This is a genomic window from Luteococcus japonicus (assembly GCF_003752415.1).
Classification (GTDB): Bacteria; Actinomycetota; Actinomycetes; order Propionibacteriales; family Propionibacteriaceae; genus Luteococcus; species Luteococcus japonicus.
In genome coordinates, this window is sequence record NZ_RKHG01000001.1 from 1,292,722 (window position 1) to 1,309,146 (window position 16,425).

The 16,425-nt window shown below is 64.8% G+C and carries 14 protein-coding genes and 2 pseudogenes; 8 read left to right on the top strand and 8 right to left on the bottom strand.

What is annotated here, in order from left to right:
* Positions 1-192: 192 nt before the first annotated feature.
* Positions 193-328, bottom strand: a pseudogene (locus EDD41_RS06325) (IS3 family transposase); the annotation flags it as partial.
* 266 nt (positions 329-594) lie between these two features.
* Here EDD41_RS06325 and EDD41_RS06330 point away from each other — a divergent pair.
* Both EDD41_RS06330 and EDD41_RS06335 read left to right on the top strand, forming a co-directional pair.
* Positions 595-1,152 carry a winged helix-turn-helix domain-containing protein gene (locus tag EDD41_RS06330; protein ID WP_013161556.1) on the top strand — a complete coding sequence of 186 codons (558 nt, stop codon included), beginning with the start codon at positions 595-597 and terminating at the stop codon, positions 1,150-1,152.
* Positions 1,149-2,021 (top strand): M23 family metallopeptidase, encoded by an 873-nt coding sequence (locus EDD41_RS06335; protein ID WP_123575316.1) that lies wholly within the window; start codon positions 1,149-1,151, stop codon positions 2,019-2,021. Before EDD41_RS06330 ends, EDD41_RS06335 begins: the two co-directional genes overlap by 4 nt.
* Before the next feature lie 105 nt (positions 2,022-2,126).
* Here EDD41_RS06335 and EDD41_RS06340 read toward each other — a convergent pair whose 3' ends face one another.
* Positions 2,127-2,645, bottom strand: a complete 519-nt coding sequence (locus EDD41_RS06340; protein ID WP_123575317.1) for a hypothetical protein — start codon at positions 2,643-2,645, stop codon at positions 2,127-2,129.
* A 553-nt stretch (positions 2,646-3,198) separates the two neighbouring features.
* Between EDD41_RS06340 and EDD41_RS06345 the strand changes: the two genes are divergently transcribed.
* Both EDD41_RS06345 and EDD41_RS17130 read left to right on the top strand, forming a co-directional pair.
* Positions 3,199-3,495 (top strand): excisionase family DNA-binding protein, encoded by a 297-nt coding sequence (locus EDD41_RS06345; protein ID WP_123575318.1) that lies wholly within the window; start codon positions 3,199-3,201, stop codon positions 3,493-3,495.
* Positions 3,492-6,473 carry a hypothetical protein gene (locus tag EDD41_RS17130; protein ID WP_123575319.1) on the top strand — a complete coding sequence of 994 codons (2,982 nt, stop codon included), beginning with the start codon at positions 3,492-3,494 and terminating at the stop codon, positions 6,471-6,473. Before EDD41_RS06345 ends, EDD41_RS17130 begins: the two co-directional genes overlap by 4 nt.
* A gap of 72 nt (positions 6,474-6,545) precedes the next feature.
* Here the strand turns inward: EDD41_RS17130 and EDD41_RS16560 are convergent, their stop codons facing one another.
* The gene (locus EDD41_RS16560) at positions 6,546-6,809 is read right to left on the bottom strand and encodes a hypothetical protein (RefSeq protein WP_148060489.1); all 264 of its coding nucleotides are present in this window, start codon (positions 6,807-6,809) and stop codon (positions 6,546-6,548) included.
* A gap of 26 nt (positions 6,810-6,835) precedes the next feature.
* On the opposite strand from EDD41_RS16560, the gene EDD41_RS06355 reads away from it, so the two are divergent.
* From EDD41_RS06355 to EDD41_RS06370, 4 genes and pseudogenes are all read left to right on the top strand, one after another.
* Positions 6,836-7,159, top strand: coding sequence for a hypothetical protein (locus tag EDD41_RS06355; protein WP_123575320.1), 324 nt, complete (start codon positions 6,836-6,838; stop codon positions 7,157-7,159).
* A 110-nt stretch (positions 7,160-7,269) separates the two neighbouring features.
* Positions 7,270-7,827, top strand: coding sequence for a plasmid mobilization protein (locus EDD41_RS18135; protein WP_425454349.1), 558 nt, complete (start codon positions 7,270-7,272; stop codon positions 7,825-7,827).
* A gap of 131 nt (positions 7,828-7,958) precedes the next feature.
* Positions 7,959-8,306 (top strand): annotated as a pseudogene (locus EDD41_RS18140) (relaxase/mobilization nuclease domain-containing protein); the annotation flags it as partial.
* A 340-nt stretch (positions 8,307-8,646) separates the two neighbouring features.
* Complete coding sequence (locus tag EDD41_RS06370; protein WP_123575321.1) at positions 8,647-9,591, top strand: hypothetical protein; 945 nt, start codon at positions 8,647-8,649, stop codon at positions 9,589-9,591.
* A 49-nt stretch (positions 9,592-9,640) separates the two neighbouring features.
* Here EDD41_RS06370 and EDD41_RS06375 read toward each other — a convergent pair whose 3' ends face one another.
* From EDD41_RS06375 to EDD41_RS06395, 5 genes are all read right to left on the bottom strand, one after another.
* Positions 9,641-9,847, bottom strand: a complete 207-nt coding sequence (locus EDD41_RS06375) for a hypothetical protein (RefSeq protein ID WP_123575322.1) — start codon at positions 9,845-9,847, stop codon at positions 9,641-9,643.
* Between the two features lie 10 nt (positions 9,848-9,857).
* Positions 9,858-10,412: an antirestriction protein ArdA gene (locus EDD41_RS06380; protein WP_123575323.1), complete on the bottom strand. Its 555-nt coding sequence runs from the start codon at positions 10,410-10,412 to the stop codon at positions 9,858-9,860.
* Positions 10,413-10,549: 137 nt separating this feature from the next.
* Positions 10,550-12,106: a recombinase family protein gene (locus EDD41_RS06385; protein ID WP_123575324.1), complete on the bottom strand. Its 1,557-nt coding sequence runs from the start codon at positions 12,104-12,106 to the stop codon at positions 10,550-10,552.
* 233 nt (positions 12,107-12,339) lie between these two features.
* Positions 12,340-13,437 carry a DUF3644 domain-containing protein gene (locus tag EDD41_RS06390; RefSeq protein ID WP_123575325.1) on the bottom strand — a complete coding sequence of 366 codons (1,098 nt, stop codon included), beginning with the start codon at positions 13,435-13,437 and terminating at the stop codon, positions 12,340-12,342.
* 15 nt (positions 13,438-13,452) lie between these two features.
* The gene (locus EDD41_RS06395) at positions 13,453-16,425 is read right to left on the bottom strand and encodes a type III restriction-modification system endonuclease (protein ID WP_123575326.1); all 2,973 of its coding nucleotides are present in this window, start codon (positions 16,423-16,425) and stop codon (positions 13,453-13,455) included.

The window sequence follows — 16,425 nt, forward strand, 5'->3', positions numbered from 1 at the left end:
GTCACCGACTATCCGCAGCTCGCCCGCCGACTCGAGGACTGAAAATCTGCATTTCCGGCATGCCAAAAATGCCGCAGATTTGACCCCCAAAGGTTAGTTACTGAAGCGGAACTCCACCGCGTTCCGATGGATAGAACCATCTGGGTGCACATCGGCGCGACGGGACCAATGAACGGGCAGGCGCAGCTGGGTCTAGGCCACTAGGTTGAGGCTCGGGTTCATGAGGGGCTCGTACTCGATGGGCCAACCGACGCAGGCGGGCCCGCCGGCGGCGTCGGTAGGTCCGCTCGATCCAGGTGATGATCGCGGTTCGCAGCTCTTCACGAGTTTCCCCGCCGCCCGCAAGGCCGACCCGACAGACCCCCTGTGGATCACCGCCATGACCCAGGCCAGCAATGCGCGGGAGCGAAATCCCGGTCAAGCACTGCCTACGAGAACGTCCTCGCCCTTCATGCCCGCCCTGGGGCGCAGAGGGACCTTCGCACGTTGAAGCGGACTCCACCGAAATCCGTCACCCAGAGGTCGCCTACTCGCCCCCGCGGCAGGTCCGTAGTGCGATTTTACAGTATTCCGTAATTCTGGAACTATGTATCCATGACGACACCGGACGCACCTGACTCACTGGCCAGTCGAGTAGCTGCACTCGAGAAGCGGATGGTCGCGGTCGAGGCACACGCCACCCCCGCCGCTGGTGACACTGGAAATACGAACGGCGCGCAAGGCAGTTCACCAAGCACACAAGATCACCTCTGGGCCCTTCGCGGCCTGAAGCAGTACGAGGATGACAGCGAGGGCGGCACCGTCATGCTCGTGGGCTCCGTCGAGCTTCCGGGCAGCGGCCCCGTCTCCTGGCAGATCGGAGCGCACGCCGACGAGCTCCTTTCCGACGAGTGGGACACGGTCACTGCTGTGCTGGACGCACTGGCGCACCCCATCCGCCTGCGCATCCTCAAAGAGGTGCTCACCGGGGAGAACAGCACCGCACGCGAACTTGCAGAACTGGAGTCCATGGGGTCGACCGGGCAGGTCTATCACCACCTTCGCGCCCTCACCTCGGCCGGGTGGTTGAGGCCGGGCTCCGGGGGCAGACACACGGTGCCGGCCGAACGAGTCGTCCCCCTGCTCACCACCCTTCTGGGGGCGCGCCGATGATGCGCATGCTCAAGGCGGCCTCCCCCTGGCTCCTTCGAGCCTTCGTCCTGCTCGTGGCGCTGAGCTTCGTCATCGAGGTCCCCGTGTGGCTCGTGTTCGCGCCGCTGGGCCTGGCGATCGCAGTCCCTTCTCCACGTGCAGACGACGAGTCTCCCCAGACCATGCATGCTCCCGTGACGGGCCGCTGGGTCGCCATCAACAGCCCGGCGACGAAGGTCCCCAGCCACGGCGTTCGCACGCTCGGTCAGGCATTCGCAGTCGACATCCTGCAGGCATCAGACTCTCCCCGCGAAAGCGCCCCCGGCTGGCAATGGAGACAGGCCGAGCCCCAGGAGTTCCCAAGCTTCGGGGAGCCTGTCCTGGCAGCGGGCTCCGGCACCGTGATCGCTGCCCATGACGGCAAGCGTGACCATCGCGCCCGGAACACCTGGCCCGGCCTGATCTACATGATGTCGCTCGAGGCCTTCGGTCGAGAGTTGGCCGGGCACCGCTCCATCATCGGCAATCACGTGATCCTCGACCATAGCGACGGCACGTTCAGCATGTACGCCCACCTCAAGCACGGATCTGCAGCCGTGTGCGTCGGGCAGAAAGTCCGCGCCGGCGATGTCCTGGGAGCGGTCGGGAACACCGGGAATACCAGCGAACCCCATCTCCACTTCCAGCTGATGGACCGGCCCCAAGCGGCCATGGCCGCCGGCCTGCCGTTCCGGTGGTCCCCGCTCACGATCGAGCCGGATCCCGATCCCCACTGGGCTCCGAAGAAACCTGTCGCAGAGACGGTCGAGGGTCTCCCCGCGACAGGGCAGATCTTCCGCACCCCGGAGTCCGGCGTCATGCCCCAACCCAAGCGCGAGGCCAGTTGTTGACGCGAACACTCCCCCATGCCGCCCGACCAGCTCGCGCCCAACAGCTCTGACCAGCTCTTCTACAAATTGAATCTCCATTCGACCTCATTGCATTGGGAATAGGCGTCACAGATCGATCGCAACGAAGCCTGGGTCACGCCGCCACTGAGGCCCGGTCGGAGCTGGCGGACGTTGCCTCGCGAGCAGCCGCTCCCCCAAGGCGCGGAGTGTCTCGTCATAGGACGCCGCTTGGAAGGTGAATTCCAAGGGGTCCCCGATGGCGTCGTACGGCTCATCACTGAGGCTGTCATCCCATCCGAACTCGCTCCATCGCACCACTGACCCGGATCGTTCGATGTTGACCGTCAGCGCCCCACAGCCCAGGTCGCCGCACTCGCGACACACGTACAGCTCCACCCGGCCACCAGGAAGACTGTCCTGTAGCCCTAGGGACAAGGACGCTATCCAGCCAATCCCGGCTTCCAGATCCCATCCAGACCGCAACAGAGTGGAAGTCCACCCCAGCAAATCTTCACCGATCGAAGCGCGCAGGGATGAGCCGTTCACGACGAGGTCGAGATACTGGGAACGAGGCCGATTCCCGTCCAGCGGCAGCGTCGACTCGACGAAGTTCAGATGGTCCACGAGACAACGATAGGCATCTGAAATCCCTAGTCAACTAATTATTGAAGCGGAATTCCACCACGTTCCGAACAGTACTTACGTATCAATCTCTAGGCCTTACGCTCTCAACTGCCAACACGCGTCCCACCTTGCTATACTTGATGGCGTAGTCGAACGTCGACTACTACCCCGACCGGAGCAGTGCTCATCCGGCGGAAAAGATGAAGACCCCGGCACGAGCACACCGGGGTAAGAGGGACTGGCGGGCGACCCACCACCTTCGGATAACAGGGCAGGGTCGCGTGTCGGACACAAGGGACGGGCTCCTCCGACTGCCACTGGTGACCCACACTCGCGGGATCGGCGTGACTCCCGACGCGAGGACAGAGGCCAGAGTCACGGGTGCCGAGCGAGATGGACGCGCTCGGGTAGACCGGCCGATTGCGAACCACACTCGTCGGGCCTGGCGCTCCAGCGACGAGGACAGAGGTCAGAGCGCAGCCGCCCTCATCGGTAGGTGAGGGACTCAAGTGGCGGCCACGAGTACACGGGTATTGACTCCTGAGGAGTCCCTGTGTCCTCGACACGCCACGTCCAGCCCACTTTTCTCACCCTCCAGCAGGCAGCCGCCGAGGGTTATGCCGCGTACTCCACACTTCGGAAGTACATCGCTGACGGCCGGCTGCCCGCCGTCAAGGTCGGTTCCCGCGTCAAGGTGCTGCGCACCGACCTCGACGCTCTCGCGGTGGCCGTCAGGCCTGCGACCTTCGAGGAGATCGAGGCCGCCGCAGAACGGCTCGCCGCTTCCGCTCCCCCACTGAGCGACGCCCAGGTTCGTCGCCTCAGCACGATTTTCGGCGATGCGTCATGAGCGCCGCATCCTCCGGCTGGGCGCGTCACGAGATCACCGATGGCGCACGGCGCGGCATCGTCTTCGAGGTGCTCGTGCGGCGTTGTGCCCGAGCAACGGTCAGCGGGGGCGTGAACGTGCCCAACAATGCCTCGACCGGCGGGGCGAGAGAGTCTCAGATCCTCGTCGCCGAGTGTGATGGTTCCGAACTGTCACACTTTCTCAACCCCTCCGAGACCGACGTTTTCCCCGGTCAGGAGGCAGATGGTCGGGCACGGTCATTCACCCCTATGGGGAGCCCCGAGTTTCGACCGTGTGACCGTGTCGCTGCGACCAACTCGCCGGCGGCCGTCGCAGCGGGTGTGTCAGTGCCTGCGTCCGCGTTCGGCGACCTCCCGTCGGTGAAGGCGATGGGCACGGGCCGCGCCGGGATCATCGTCGGGTTCGACACCGAGTTCACGACCGTCGATGGTGCCCGGGTCATCGACTCGTACCAGTTCGCCGTGGCTGATCCGCTCGATCCGTCGGTGATGGTCGAGGTCGTCATCCTGCCGCCGCTGGGCTCCGACGCTCGCATTTCGCTGCACACAGCGCTGTGGGCCGTGGTCACTGCCGCTGAGCTGTGGCGCTCGCCTCTGGTGCCCGAAAAGTTGGGTCCCCGTGGCGTTCCTCGCGGGGCGTTCTGGTCGGAAGACTGGGAGGAGCGCCGGGAGGCCCTCGCGAAGTTGAGGGTGCCCCTCGTTCTCGCCTGCCACTACGGCGCAGCGGACCTCACAACCTTCCGTACGGGTGGTCATGCTCGGGAACTGGACGCCCTCGTCCGCCTGACCTCGGCGGCCGGTGGGCTCGTGACGCTGCTGCCGTTCCGCTCGCAGCGCGGTAACGAGAACGGGCATTGGTGGCAGAGCATGTCGGTGACCGTTCGCGACACCATGTCCCAGGCTCCCGCTGGGAAGAAGACGCTGGCGGTGCTCGGTGAAGCGTGCGGTGTCGCGAAGCTGGACGTGCCGGATGACTGGATCTCCCGGATGACTGACTACCGGCGCGAGCACCTGGGCGAGTTCCTGGAGTACGGCGTCAACGACGCCGTCATCGTCGTGGAGTACCTCGCCCGGCTGTGGGGCGACGGCGTTGTCCCACCGATCACGCTGAGCGGCGGTGCGGCCGCTGCTCTCGTGGACTCGGGAAGTGCGTACCTCGGCGCGTCCTCTCCTGCTGAGTTCCGCAGGAAGTTCGCAGGGCTGGTGGACGAGGACGAGGGCGTCGACGCCGTCGAAGAGGGCGACAGGCTGAGCTTCTACGCGAAGCGGGGGCGCAACCCTCTCGACGGCGCGGCTGCTCAGCTCTCCTCGGCGTTCGCACGTGCGTATCACGGTGGCTTGAATTCTTGTCCGATGCCGGGTTTCTACCCCGTGCCGACCGTGGACATCGACGCGCAGAACGCCTACCCGACCGCGATGGCGCTGGTGCGTGACCTCGACTGGGAGGCCGGTGCCATCGATGAGGTCGTGCACGAGCGCGTCATCACCATCGATGACGTCCCGACGGCGACGACGCCCTTCGTTGGGTTCGTGTCGTTCGTCTTCCCCACTGCCGTTCTGTACCCGTGCTTGCCGATCGTCGCTGACGGCACGCTCATCTACCCGCGCACGTCCGAGGGCGTCGCAGGGACGTGGGTGTGCGGTCCCGAGCTGTGGCTGGCCCTCCAGCTCGGTGCGCAGGTCCACTGCCAGATCGGTTACCTCGGTCGTGTGCTCGAGATCGACGGCGCACCGAGCCTTTCGCTGCGCCACGGCGTTAAGCAGTTGATCGACGACCGCAATACTGCCAAAGCGCTGTTCGGCAAGGAGTCGCTGGAAGAGCAGACTTTGAAGACCGGCGTGAACTCGGTGTACGGCAAGACCGCGCAAGACGTCGCCGAGCAGCGGTCCTGGGACGCTCGCGCGCAGGAGATGGACAACGTCGGTGGCTCGGCCGTTTCCAGCCCCTATCATGCGGCGACGACCACGTCGATGGTCCGTGCTCAACTGCTCGCGACGATGAACCAGCTGAGCGAATACGGCAGGGACGTCTACTCGGTGACCACCGACGGCTTCATCACGAACGCCACCGTGGATGAGGTCGTCGACCTCGAACTCTACGGGCTCGCCGAGGTGCTCGGGGAGGCGCGCACCGCCCTGACCGGGGACAGATCCATCTGGGAGGCCAAGCATGCTCAGAACGACCTGGTGAACTTCACGACGCGAGGCAACGTGTCACTTGACCTCGACGGCGTGTGTGCTCATAACGGGCTCAAGACTCCGAAGGACCTCGACGAGGACAGCTTCGAAGACCGGGAGCTGCTGTTGACCATGGTCGTCACCCGCGAGGGGCGCATTCCGAACGGGTACGACCGTCACCCCTCGTTTCAGGAGCTGTCGCGCACGACCGATCGCAGGGACTTCATCACGTCGTACGTCGATCGTTCCGTGTCGATGGACTACGACCTGAAGCGCAGCCCGGTGATGACTTCGATGACCCGCGAGATGGTGCCCCTGCCGGACGGCTCCTCCCACGAGATGGCGACGTTCACTTCCGAACCGTGGGAGCAGGTCGAGGACTGTCTGCGCGCTCGGGAGATCGCCCGCGAGATGGCGCAGGCGGGATGTCTTCGCACCGTCTCGGAGTGGAAGGACTGGGAGATCCGCTTCTCGCACGGCAAGGGTCGTCGGATCGTTACTCCGCAGCGCGCGGTGCTGATGTCCATCGTCATGGCACATCGCCAGGGCGTGACCACGATCCCGACGCTCGCTGACCGTTCGCTGAGCATCGCGGAGCGTCTCGACTGGCTCGGTGAGTGGGGGCTCGGCACCGTCTCGCGCGGCGACTGGGACAACGCTCGCCGGCCCGAGCGGGCGTCCCAGATGCTCCCCATCGACACGCTCGACCCGTACCTCGACCGGATGACATCCATGGCGTCCGGCGAACATCCCACGGACGCCGACCGGCTCCCGTACTGACCAACTCAACGACCCGAAAGGAACGACCATGAATAACGTCGGCCAGATGCTCGAAGGCCTGATGCAGGACATTCAGGACAGGGGCGCCGCGCGCGTCGCGCTGACTGACTGGCTCATCAGCGGACGCGCGCCCGGCGACGCCTGGCAGGCCCGCGACCCCCGACGCACCACGATCGAGGGTCCCTGCGCTCCGAGGCACTCGTGCTTGGCGCAGTGCTCGACCTGCTCCGCGAGGACGTGCAGGAAGCACGAGACGAAGGCCTGCCCGAAGACACGATCAATGCTGCCCTCGACCTTCCGTCCGAGATCACGTCGCTGGCCCTCGGAGAGGGCCACCCCCTCAACGGAAAGGAGAACTGACCATGAGCAACAAGACCACGACCAACCTCGACGAGCTGATCGAGCAGGAGCGCCGCCGTGCGACCGCGCGCATCGCCAAGCTCAAGCGTGCTGCCGCCGCCGAGCGGCGCCGCATCGACGGGAAGGTCATCGATCTGCTGCGCGACCAGAACTCCGACCTCTACGACCGGCTCTCCCAGGAGGCAAGCGAAGCCCTTGCGGCGGAGAAGGCGAAGCGGTCGAGGCGTGCGAAGAAGGCGGCATTGTCCGTGGGCGCAGTGAACGACGGGACTGCCTCGCAGACCGTCGATCCTGAGCATGAGGAGGCGGCACCGTGGAACGGCTGACGGCACCGACCCGGGACTTGCGCCAGCGCCCCAGTGCCCCCTCGCCCGCAGGGAGCGCAGCGACCGAGGACGAGGGCCAGCGATTCTTGGAGGGCATGAGCGCCAGCGAAATGTCCGACAAGAACCCTGCTGGCCGTCTTCCGTACGCCCCGGAGAACGAGCCCGACTCCCCAAGCAGCGCTGGTCGGGATCGGTCGGAGGGGGGTGCGGAAGACCCGGCCCTGTCAGCGGAGCAGCACCACGACTCCCAGGTGAACACCGGTCGTGGTGCTGCGCAGAGGGCAGGGTCGGCCGAGGTTCCGGTGGAGCCTCGGAACAGCCGTCGTCGAGAGGTCTCTCTCGACGTGCGGCTGACGGTGGCTGACCGCAATGCGATCCGCCACCGCGCCCGCGTGCTCGGCGTCAAGCCGAGCGCGTGGGGCCGTGCCGTCATGCTCGACGCGCTGGACTCTAGGTCCTCGAAGGTCGAGCGGTTGGAAAGCAGTGCCGGAGAGAAGGAGGCGGCGCCGCCCTCTCTTGTTCGCGCAGTCGAGCAGCTGCGCCGAGTTGGTGTGAACCTGAACCAGGCGTTGCGCAAGGGCGCTGCCGTCGATGACGGCCTCCTTCACGAGGTGATGGCTGCGGTGGACGAGGTGCGTGCCTCACTCGGCGATCGGACGCGGACATGAGCACCGTGAACGTCCGCCCCTCGACCAACGCTGCAGGAGCCGTTGGGTACATCCTCTACGGGCGTGACCCTGAGGTGCGAAAGGAGCTCCTCAAGGGCGGGTCGACACGTGCAGCCGCGTATGCGATGTCGATGATCGATGGTGGGGCGACTCCGGCGGAGTTCATAGCGTGTGCTGAGGCGCACGCCGCTGCTCATGGTCGGACGAACCAGCTTCAGAGCTATGTGCTGGCATTCCACCCGGACGAGTTCGACGTGACCTCGCAAGCTGACCTTGAGCGCATCCGGGACGTGGCCGTCGAACTTGCGGAACGCATGCATAGCGCTGACTACATGGTCGCGGTGCACTCGGACTCCGCCGGAGGTCACGGGCACGCGCACATCCTCGTCATCAACCACGACAACCTCACCGGTAAGAGCCTCCAGCGGTACACGTCGTGGAAGCACGGACTGCGCCAGCTGAACGACGAGCTGATGGCAGATGAGGGCCTGCGGGTGCTCCCCGATCCCGAGGAGCCGAAGCCCGGCTGGGAGCTGCGCCGCGAGGTATTCGCTCCGGGCGGGTTCGAGCAGGTCCTCGGTGACAAGGTCTACGACGCACTGACCGACTCACGCTCGTCGAATCGTGAGGCGTTCGAGCGCGTCCTCGCCGAGCACAAGGTCACGCTCGCGGTGACGAACCGCGACGGCTGGAGCTACAAGATGCGCCGGGACGACAACGGGAAGCTCGGAAGGAAGAAGGCCTCGGCGCTGACACCCGAGTTCACCGCCGAAGGTGTGCAAGAGATTTTCGACTACCACCAGCAGAAGGAGCAGGCTCATGGGGGCGTTGGACAGGGTCAAGCAGGCCGACGAGCAGCAGCGGACTACGGAGATGCTGGAGACCTTGATCTCGCAGCGCGACGCCGACAGGCAGCAAATCGCGAATCTGACGAAGACCGTCGCCGACCTGACCGGGTACGTGAAGATCATGGACGAGGAGCAGGCGACGCGACTGGATCGTCTGTCGACCTCGCAGCAGCACGAGCTGCCCTCCACGCTGCCGCTCGACGCCGAGTCGAAGAACAGGCTGAACGAGATCGAGAAGACAATCGAAATCATCGCGCAGCAGCTCGGCAGCAGCGAGGTCGTGAAACTGCCCGACGGGTCCTCGGTGACCAGGGCGGACCTGGCCGCGCACTCGATGACGAGGAAGATCAGCGAGGAGCTGAAGACGACGGCCTCGGCCTCGGCTGACCTCGCCGACGCCGTGCGCAAGCGCGGCAACGTCCGTATCGACACGGACAAGCTCACCGAACACGCCGTGAAGGTACTCGATGACCGGCTTGCGAAGGCCGTCGAAGCTCCCATCCAGAGGGTCGAGAAGACCGTCGCGGGGCTCGAAGGGCGTGTGAGCAAGCTCGGTACCGAGAAGCTCGCCGAGGTGACCGGCCGTGCCCACGAAGTGGTCAGCGCTGCTGGGCGGGCCGAGCGCCGGGTCGAGCAGCTCTCGGCGAAGGTCACCTGGGCGACGGTCGGGCGAATGTGCCTTGCACTCATCCCGTTCACCGTCGCGTTCATCATGCTCACGGGGATGGTCGGTGGGATCACGCAGATGCTCGGCCTCGGACCGCTGCTCGGATGGGCCTGGCACTCGTTCGCCGCCGCGAGCGTCTGGTGGACGAAGGGGCTCATTGCCCTCGCCGCCCTCGGCGGATGCGCTCTGTTCGGCTGGTTGCTCTGGTGGCTCGGCAAGAAGCTGTACGAGAGCTATCGAGGCTGGTAGTCGACGAAAAGTGAGTGCCCCGCAGCCGAAGCTACGGGGCACTCTGCTATCAGTCCAAGTCGGGGTCATCACCGAACAGCTCGGCATCGGTGTCGTAGTACCCGAGGAGGTCCCGCTGCTGATGGATCAGCTCGACGGTGGCCTTGTGCAAGGCGAGCAGGTCATGGAGATGGGCCTCCTCATCGCTCATCTCGGGGTCGCCGACCCACCAGCGAAACGACTCGGCGTGGCTGTAGGCGTTGGACTCCGCGCTCATGATCGCCCCCTCACAGGTCCCGGAAGATGAACACGGAGATCGCGTCGGCTCGGACGACCGTGTAGTCGTATTCGAGGTCGCGTGTCCAGGCATCCCAGTTGAAATAGCGCACAAGCTCTTCCGGCGCGTCTTCAGGGGTGACGCCGATCTCCTCGGCGAGGGTCTCGGCGTAGTCCCGGAAGCTGCCCCACGTACCGCAGAAGCGCTCCTCAAAATCGCTGACCGACGGAAGTTCTCCGGTGCCCTCGGCGACGTAGCTACCGGAGACCACCCAAGCGCGTAGAGCCTCGCGCTGGTGCTCGGGGACCGCGAGGAGGACACGAGCCCACTCGGCAGCCTCAGAGGGGCTCACCTCGCCCGAGACGGGAATGTTCTCGTGGTCCATGACCCACAGCTCCTCACAGCCGCTACGGACGCGGTGAGCACCGCCGTGGACGTCGGCAAGGGTGACTTCGTCGGCGTTCTCGGCGTCGAACCACTCGCCGACGAGGCGTCCTGAGTTGTGGCAGTGCAGGCAGCCGATCCAGGCTCGGGGTGTGGTGTCTGCGTTCGTTCGGGTGGTCATGGCGGGCCTCCTCCGTGGTCGAGGAGAGCGGCGGGCGCGACAGGCAGTCGTGCTCGGTGAATCGACGCGCTTACGCCACGTCGCCGCTCTCAAGAGGTCTCCCGGCCACGCTCCGCGTGGCTAGCCAATCGGGAGGGCTACCTCCAGTCGACGACGACCGACTCGGTCCTGAACCCCTTGCGCCCGCGTGGCTGCGGCAGGAGGGTGACGGTGGCAAGGGTGTCGATGGTCTGGCGACGGAGGTCGAGCGAGGCCTCCCGGAACGCCGTGGCGGGGTCCTCGACGCCCAGGATCGGCGACAGTGCACCCGCACGCCCCTGCATGAGCCTCTCGGCCTCCAGCTCCTGGATACGAGCTTCTGCGGCGTCCCGAACGCGCTTGAGGTCACGTGCCTCAATGATCTCGGCATCGTAGTCGGCCTCGGCTCGCAGAATGCGCGCCCTTTGATCGCTGATCGCCGCGTCGAGGCCTGCTGCGTGCGGCCCGCCGTCCGCGACCTCGACCATCGCCCTCGCGTCCTTGCGTGCAAGACGCTTGGCGACGACACTCGTGACGAAATCGTCGATGGCGGCGCCCGAGCGAACGATGTGGCCCGCGCACTTGTACCCGCGCGGTGCCCCGGTCACCTTCCGCCCGCACATCTGCCCGGTCTCCTCGTCGACATAGCCGCACCGGTAGAGCCCGCTGCCGAGGTGCTTGCGCTTGGTCGAGCCAGAGGTGTTCGTGACCCGCTCCGTGTCGTCGAGGACGTGCTGAGCCTTCCACCAGGCCTCGTCGTCGACGATCGGCTCCCACTGCCCTCGGATCGGCTCTCCGGCATCGTCGCGGAGGATCTGCGCCTTCCACATCCGGCGGCGCTTCCCGTCCGCCTGAGCGAACTTCGGTGTGTACGTGCTCAGCGCGGCGTAGCGCGGATTCCGCAAGATGCCGAGCACCGTCGAGGGCGGCCACGGACCGTCCTCGACGATGGGCCGGGGTTCGAGGCCCTGCTCCTCGCGGGCGGCGGCGCGCTCGACGCTCACGGTGTGCGTGTGCTTGGGAAGGGGCGAGAGCCCTTCAACCTCCTCGGTACCGCTGAGCGCCCGAGCAAGCGAGCGCAGTGACTCAGGTTGCTCGATCCTCGTGAACAGGTCGTAGATCGCCTTCACGGCCTCGGCTTCGTGGGAAATCACCTCGCCATCGACGGCATAGCCGAGCGGACGCATGCCCTTCGGAGCACGCCCCTGCATGGCGCGCTGCCTCTGCGCGGCGGACTGACGGGCGCTCTTGCGCTCCATCTCGGCTCGTGCCACGGCGGCCTTGATGCGGGCGTACATGCGGCCGCCATCAGTGGAAAGATCCGCGTCGCCGTTGGCAGTGACGAGGGCGAGGCCGCGCAGCTCAGCGGCATCGATCCAGTCCTCCAGCTGCCGGGGCTGCCTGGTGAGCCTATCGAGGTCGTAACAGATGATCGCGTCGAACCGTCCGAGCAGGTAGTCGGCGACCATACGGTCGTAGTCCGGGCGGATCGCGCTCCGGTCGGTGGCGCTCCTCGACTGGTCGACGTAGGTCTCGACGACCTCCCAGCGCCGGAACCGTGCAAGGTTCTCGCAGTCCTCACGCTGGCGATCGATGGCGAGCCCGTCCATCTCGCGATCCTGCGAAATGCGGAGGTAGATGGCAGCCTTGCGTGGTGCAGTGGAGCGCTCGTTCATGACTCAAGGCTACCGTTAGACATAAGCGCTGTACATCACTATGGGTGTCTCACTCTTACCTCATGACCATAGTTGTGTCCCAGCGGGGTCACTGGCTGGCATAACGTACCGACGAGCCCTAGTCGATCTGTCAGCGCTGTTCCGTTTGTCCAAATCTCGGCGAGAAGTGTACCTGCGTGTTGCGTTGCAACCACCGCGGAGAACGCAAGCCCGGCACGAGTCCAGGCCAGACTTCAGCGCTTCTTTCTAGCCTTCCTGGCATTGTGTTCGTTGTACTCGACGACCGCTGCTTGGATGTCCAATCCGTCGTCCAGTGCTTTCCGCGCGCGCTCCAGGGCTCGATTACTCAGACCCTGCCATGCGATGTTTCCCTTGGAAGTCGTCTTGCACCTGTAGCACGCCGGATCTGATTTGAGACCGAGGTGATGAACCACTGCGTAAGCCTGGTGCCGCGTCAGTCCGAGCTTCTCCCCCAGCTTGCTCAGCTTGAGCGAGTACCGGTCGAAAGTGTCGACCTCGCGGTATGCGGCAGCTTCTTCACCCTCACGCGCTGGTCGAACAGGCACCTCCCCTCGCTTGGGGTCGACCCTGAGGCTGATTTCCTGGACCTGATCCGAAGGACGTGGCGAACCGACGAGCTGCAGGCCAACCACCCCAGGGAATGCCAAGGTCCAGTCGGAGCTCTCTTTCAGCTCCCGCAAAGCGCGATTGATCTCCGCTTCGGTTGGCGGCTCGGTCTCCCCGCGAGCGGCACGGTCGAGGGACATGAGCGGCAACAGGCGCGCCCGCGCCTCGGCGCTGCGCCGCTTGCCGGGACGCAATAGCTCTGCGATTTGCTCGACCTCCTTGCCGACCACGAGGCCGACGTCGGTGGGCGGGGTGGCCGATACAGGGAGCACTCGCCCGGGCATCACGTCGGTGAGGTCCTGACCGGTGAGTCCGAGCAGCACCTTGCGGAAGATTGTCACAGCCGACCGCAAGTGCAGCCACAGCACGTCATCGCTCATCACAATGACGTCGTGGGTCGCCGTGTCCCGATCATTCTTAAGAGCGAGCAGCACGACTCGGTCCCCCTCGTCGATGATGCCCAACGACGTCTCCGCGACGGTGACGCACTTGCCGAGGTCGAAGGAACGGTCGCTTCCGGAGAACTTGACTTTCTTGCGCTGCTCATAGATCGCCGCCTTCAGCAGCATCTCGAAGGCGTGGGCGGCCATCATGACCGTCGCGTGCTCACGCCCTGTCGGACTCGGCCGATTGAATAGCTCGATGGCGAGGGTCAGCGACTCGACGGCGGTCTCGACGTACTGCTTCGTTTTTCGCGCGACCATGTGCAGGGAACCTACTCACTCCGCCAGCACTTGCTTGATCAGGTCGGCGATGTCGTCGCGCTGGACCTGATCTCGGAACGTGACCTTGATGTCATCGGTACTCATGAGCTCGAAGAACCGCTTCGCGGCCTCCATCTTGAGCTTCTCGCTACCACGGAGGTCAGAGCGCTTCTTGACGTCCTTGGTCTCGATGATGAAGTTCAGGGACAGCCCGCCGTCCTCCCGCTTGAGGACATACATGAAGTCAGGGCTCGTGGTGCCACCAAAGTACAGGGGCACGCGGATCGACCGACGCGGGATCTTTCCGAAGACGATCACCTCGTCGAGCGAGGAGTCACGAATGGTTTCGCGCTCCTTGTCGGAGTCGTAGACGATGGTGTCGTACAGGAATGTTTCGGGCACCTTCGCGTTGTCGTCGCGATGCACGCCGACGTTCCCCTGCGTGATGTTCTTCAGTGGGACGCCGTCGGCATCGGTGAGTTCGGTGCCGAGCACGAGGCCATCGATCTTCTCGTAGGAGAAGCGCTCGAAGTAGTGCTGCTCCATCCACTCTTCGAACCGCGCGACGAACTCCTGCAGTGTCGTCTTGTTGAAGAAGTCGGCCGGCAGCTTCGCCTTCGAGTCATGCCGCACGAGGCCCGCGTGGATGCGTTCGATGGGCAGCGCCGTCTGGGCATGGGCGCGCTTCAGCCACTCGCCGTACGGCACCGTCTCTGTTGCGTTGAACCGCGCCTTAACCTCCGTGCGGACCTTAAGGGACGAGTCTTCATCTTTCATGATGACGTCCTGAGCGAACCGTCCGAACGTCTGCTTGTAGACGCCTATGCCCAGCACCGAATCGATGCACTCGTCGATCTCGTCCGGGGCCAACTCGTCCAGAGAGAGGTAGTACTTGGCGTTTAGGGTCTCCCAGAGATCCTTGAGCTCGGCGTAGCGCTCAGGGCGGATGCCGACCTTCACCTTCTGCTTCTTCGGCAGGACCTTGTCGGGCTTGAGCCCACCCTTGTTGAACGCTGGGTAGGCAGCGAACAGCTCGTCTTCGCGTCCCGGGACGACGTTCTTGTCCGGGTCGACGAGGCCCTGCTGCAGGAGTTCGATGAAGAGCTCCGTCACGGACTTACCGAGTTCGTCAGCGACCTGCGCGAGCAGATCCTTCACTTCCGCACGGCCGGTCGCCGCGTCGGAGTTGATCTCGTTGACGAGCGAGGCCGCGAACTCCTCCTCGGTGTAGTCGATGAGGTAGGTGAGGTAAAACTGCTCGCCCGCGAGGCGGGTTCCTCGTGAGTCGACGGGGAGCCGGAGTCCGCGACCGACCTCCTGGAGCTTCGAGATGTCCGAGCCGGATGACCGAAGCTTCACGATCTGGAACACGTTGGGGTTGTCCCACCCCTCGCGCAGCGTCCACTTCGAGAACAGGAAGCGACGCGTGTTCGGCTCGCCGTTCGGGGTCTGGAAGGAGAGCATCGCCTCCTTGTTGCGGAGGATGTCGTCTACCTCGCGCTGGATGGCCTCATCGGAGGTCGAGTTGTCGGCAGAGAAGTACCCGCCATTCGTGGCCTCGACGTCGGCGAGGGAGGCCCTCAGGTATGCGACGTAATCCTTTGCGACAAGCGATGCGTCATCCTTACGGCTCTCGATCTCCCGCTTGAGCCGTGCAATGAGGAGTTCTTCGAAGCGCTGTCTGAGATGGCCCTTCGATCCGTCTTCGCCGCGATAGGAAGCGATCGAGTCGATGAAGAAGAGAGTGAGGGTCTTCACCTTCGAGGAGCGACGGAAGTTCTCCCACTCAGTCTCGAAGTGGTTGTCGAGCGCCTGCCGCATCATCAGGGCCTGGTATGTGTCGGAGTACACCTTCGCGGAGAGGATGTCCCCTACGGCCAGCGCCTGGCTGTTCGACAGCGTGACGCCGGACTTGATCGCAGGATTGTCCGTCTTGCCGATGCCCTCGATCGTGATGCCGGAGAACGCACCGTCAGCGAGACCGAGCGACTCGCCAGCGTCGAACGTGTACGACCTCCCGGTGGAGACGTCTTGGAGCGTCGCCTGCTTCGGCTTGCGCGCCGAGAGACCTGTGAGCTTGAGGCGCGTCGTGTCCTTGGTGGCGTCGTCCGGGTACTGGACCTGGACTCCCTTGACGAGCTGATCATTGAACGACTCGACGGCACCGAGGTTAAAGACGAGGTTGTTGTAGTCGGTCTTGCTCGTCTTCGCGAGCTCCGGGAAGGTCGCTCCGAACCGGAAGACTGCCTGCGGCTGGATCTCGTCGACGAGCGCCTGGTACGCCTTGTTGTCGCGCCGGAACCGGTGCGGCTCATCGATGATGACAATCGGTCGTGTCTCTCGCAGCGCCTCGTAGGGGACGCTGGCGGTGCCCATGACGGTTTGGTCGTAGTCCGCTGCCATCGTCTTCTTCGACAGGAGCATCCCGTCGGTCATGAGGAGAGCGGATATACGTCCAGGAGCGAGCCGTGAGCTCTGAGCAAAACTCACGATGGATTTGGGCATCATCTTGCGACCCCTGGACCGCTTCTGCGCGTCGAGCACGTCCAGACGTAGGTCCATCTGCTGGCCGTAGGCGTCGTCGAAGTACCTGCGAGCGTAATCCGACTGGATGAACGCCTTCGCGCCTTCCTTGATCGGCGTCGACGGCACGAGGACGATGAACTTCGTGAACCTGTAGAGCCTGTTTAGCTCGTACATGAGCTGCGTGTAGACCAGGGTCTTCCCGGTTCCGGTCTCCATCTTGGCGTCGACGCCGAGCACACCGTCGTCAACGCGGCTCCGCCAGGCCTTCGGGATCGCCGCGATGCCGTCGCCGACCCCAGACTGGATCTCCGCGATGTTCTCGCGGATCTGCGGGTCGGCCGGGTCGAAACCGACGTTGGCCTCGAGCGGCGTGCTCGTGTCGAGTTCGACGCCCTTGAAGACGTGGGTCAGCGCCGTCAGGGCACGCTGCTGGTGCTCCAGCGTCTGAAGTCGGATCTGCAT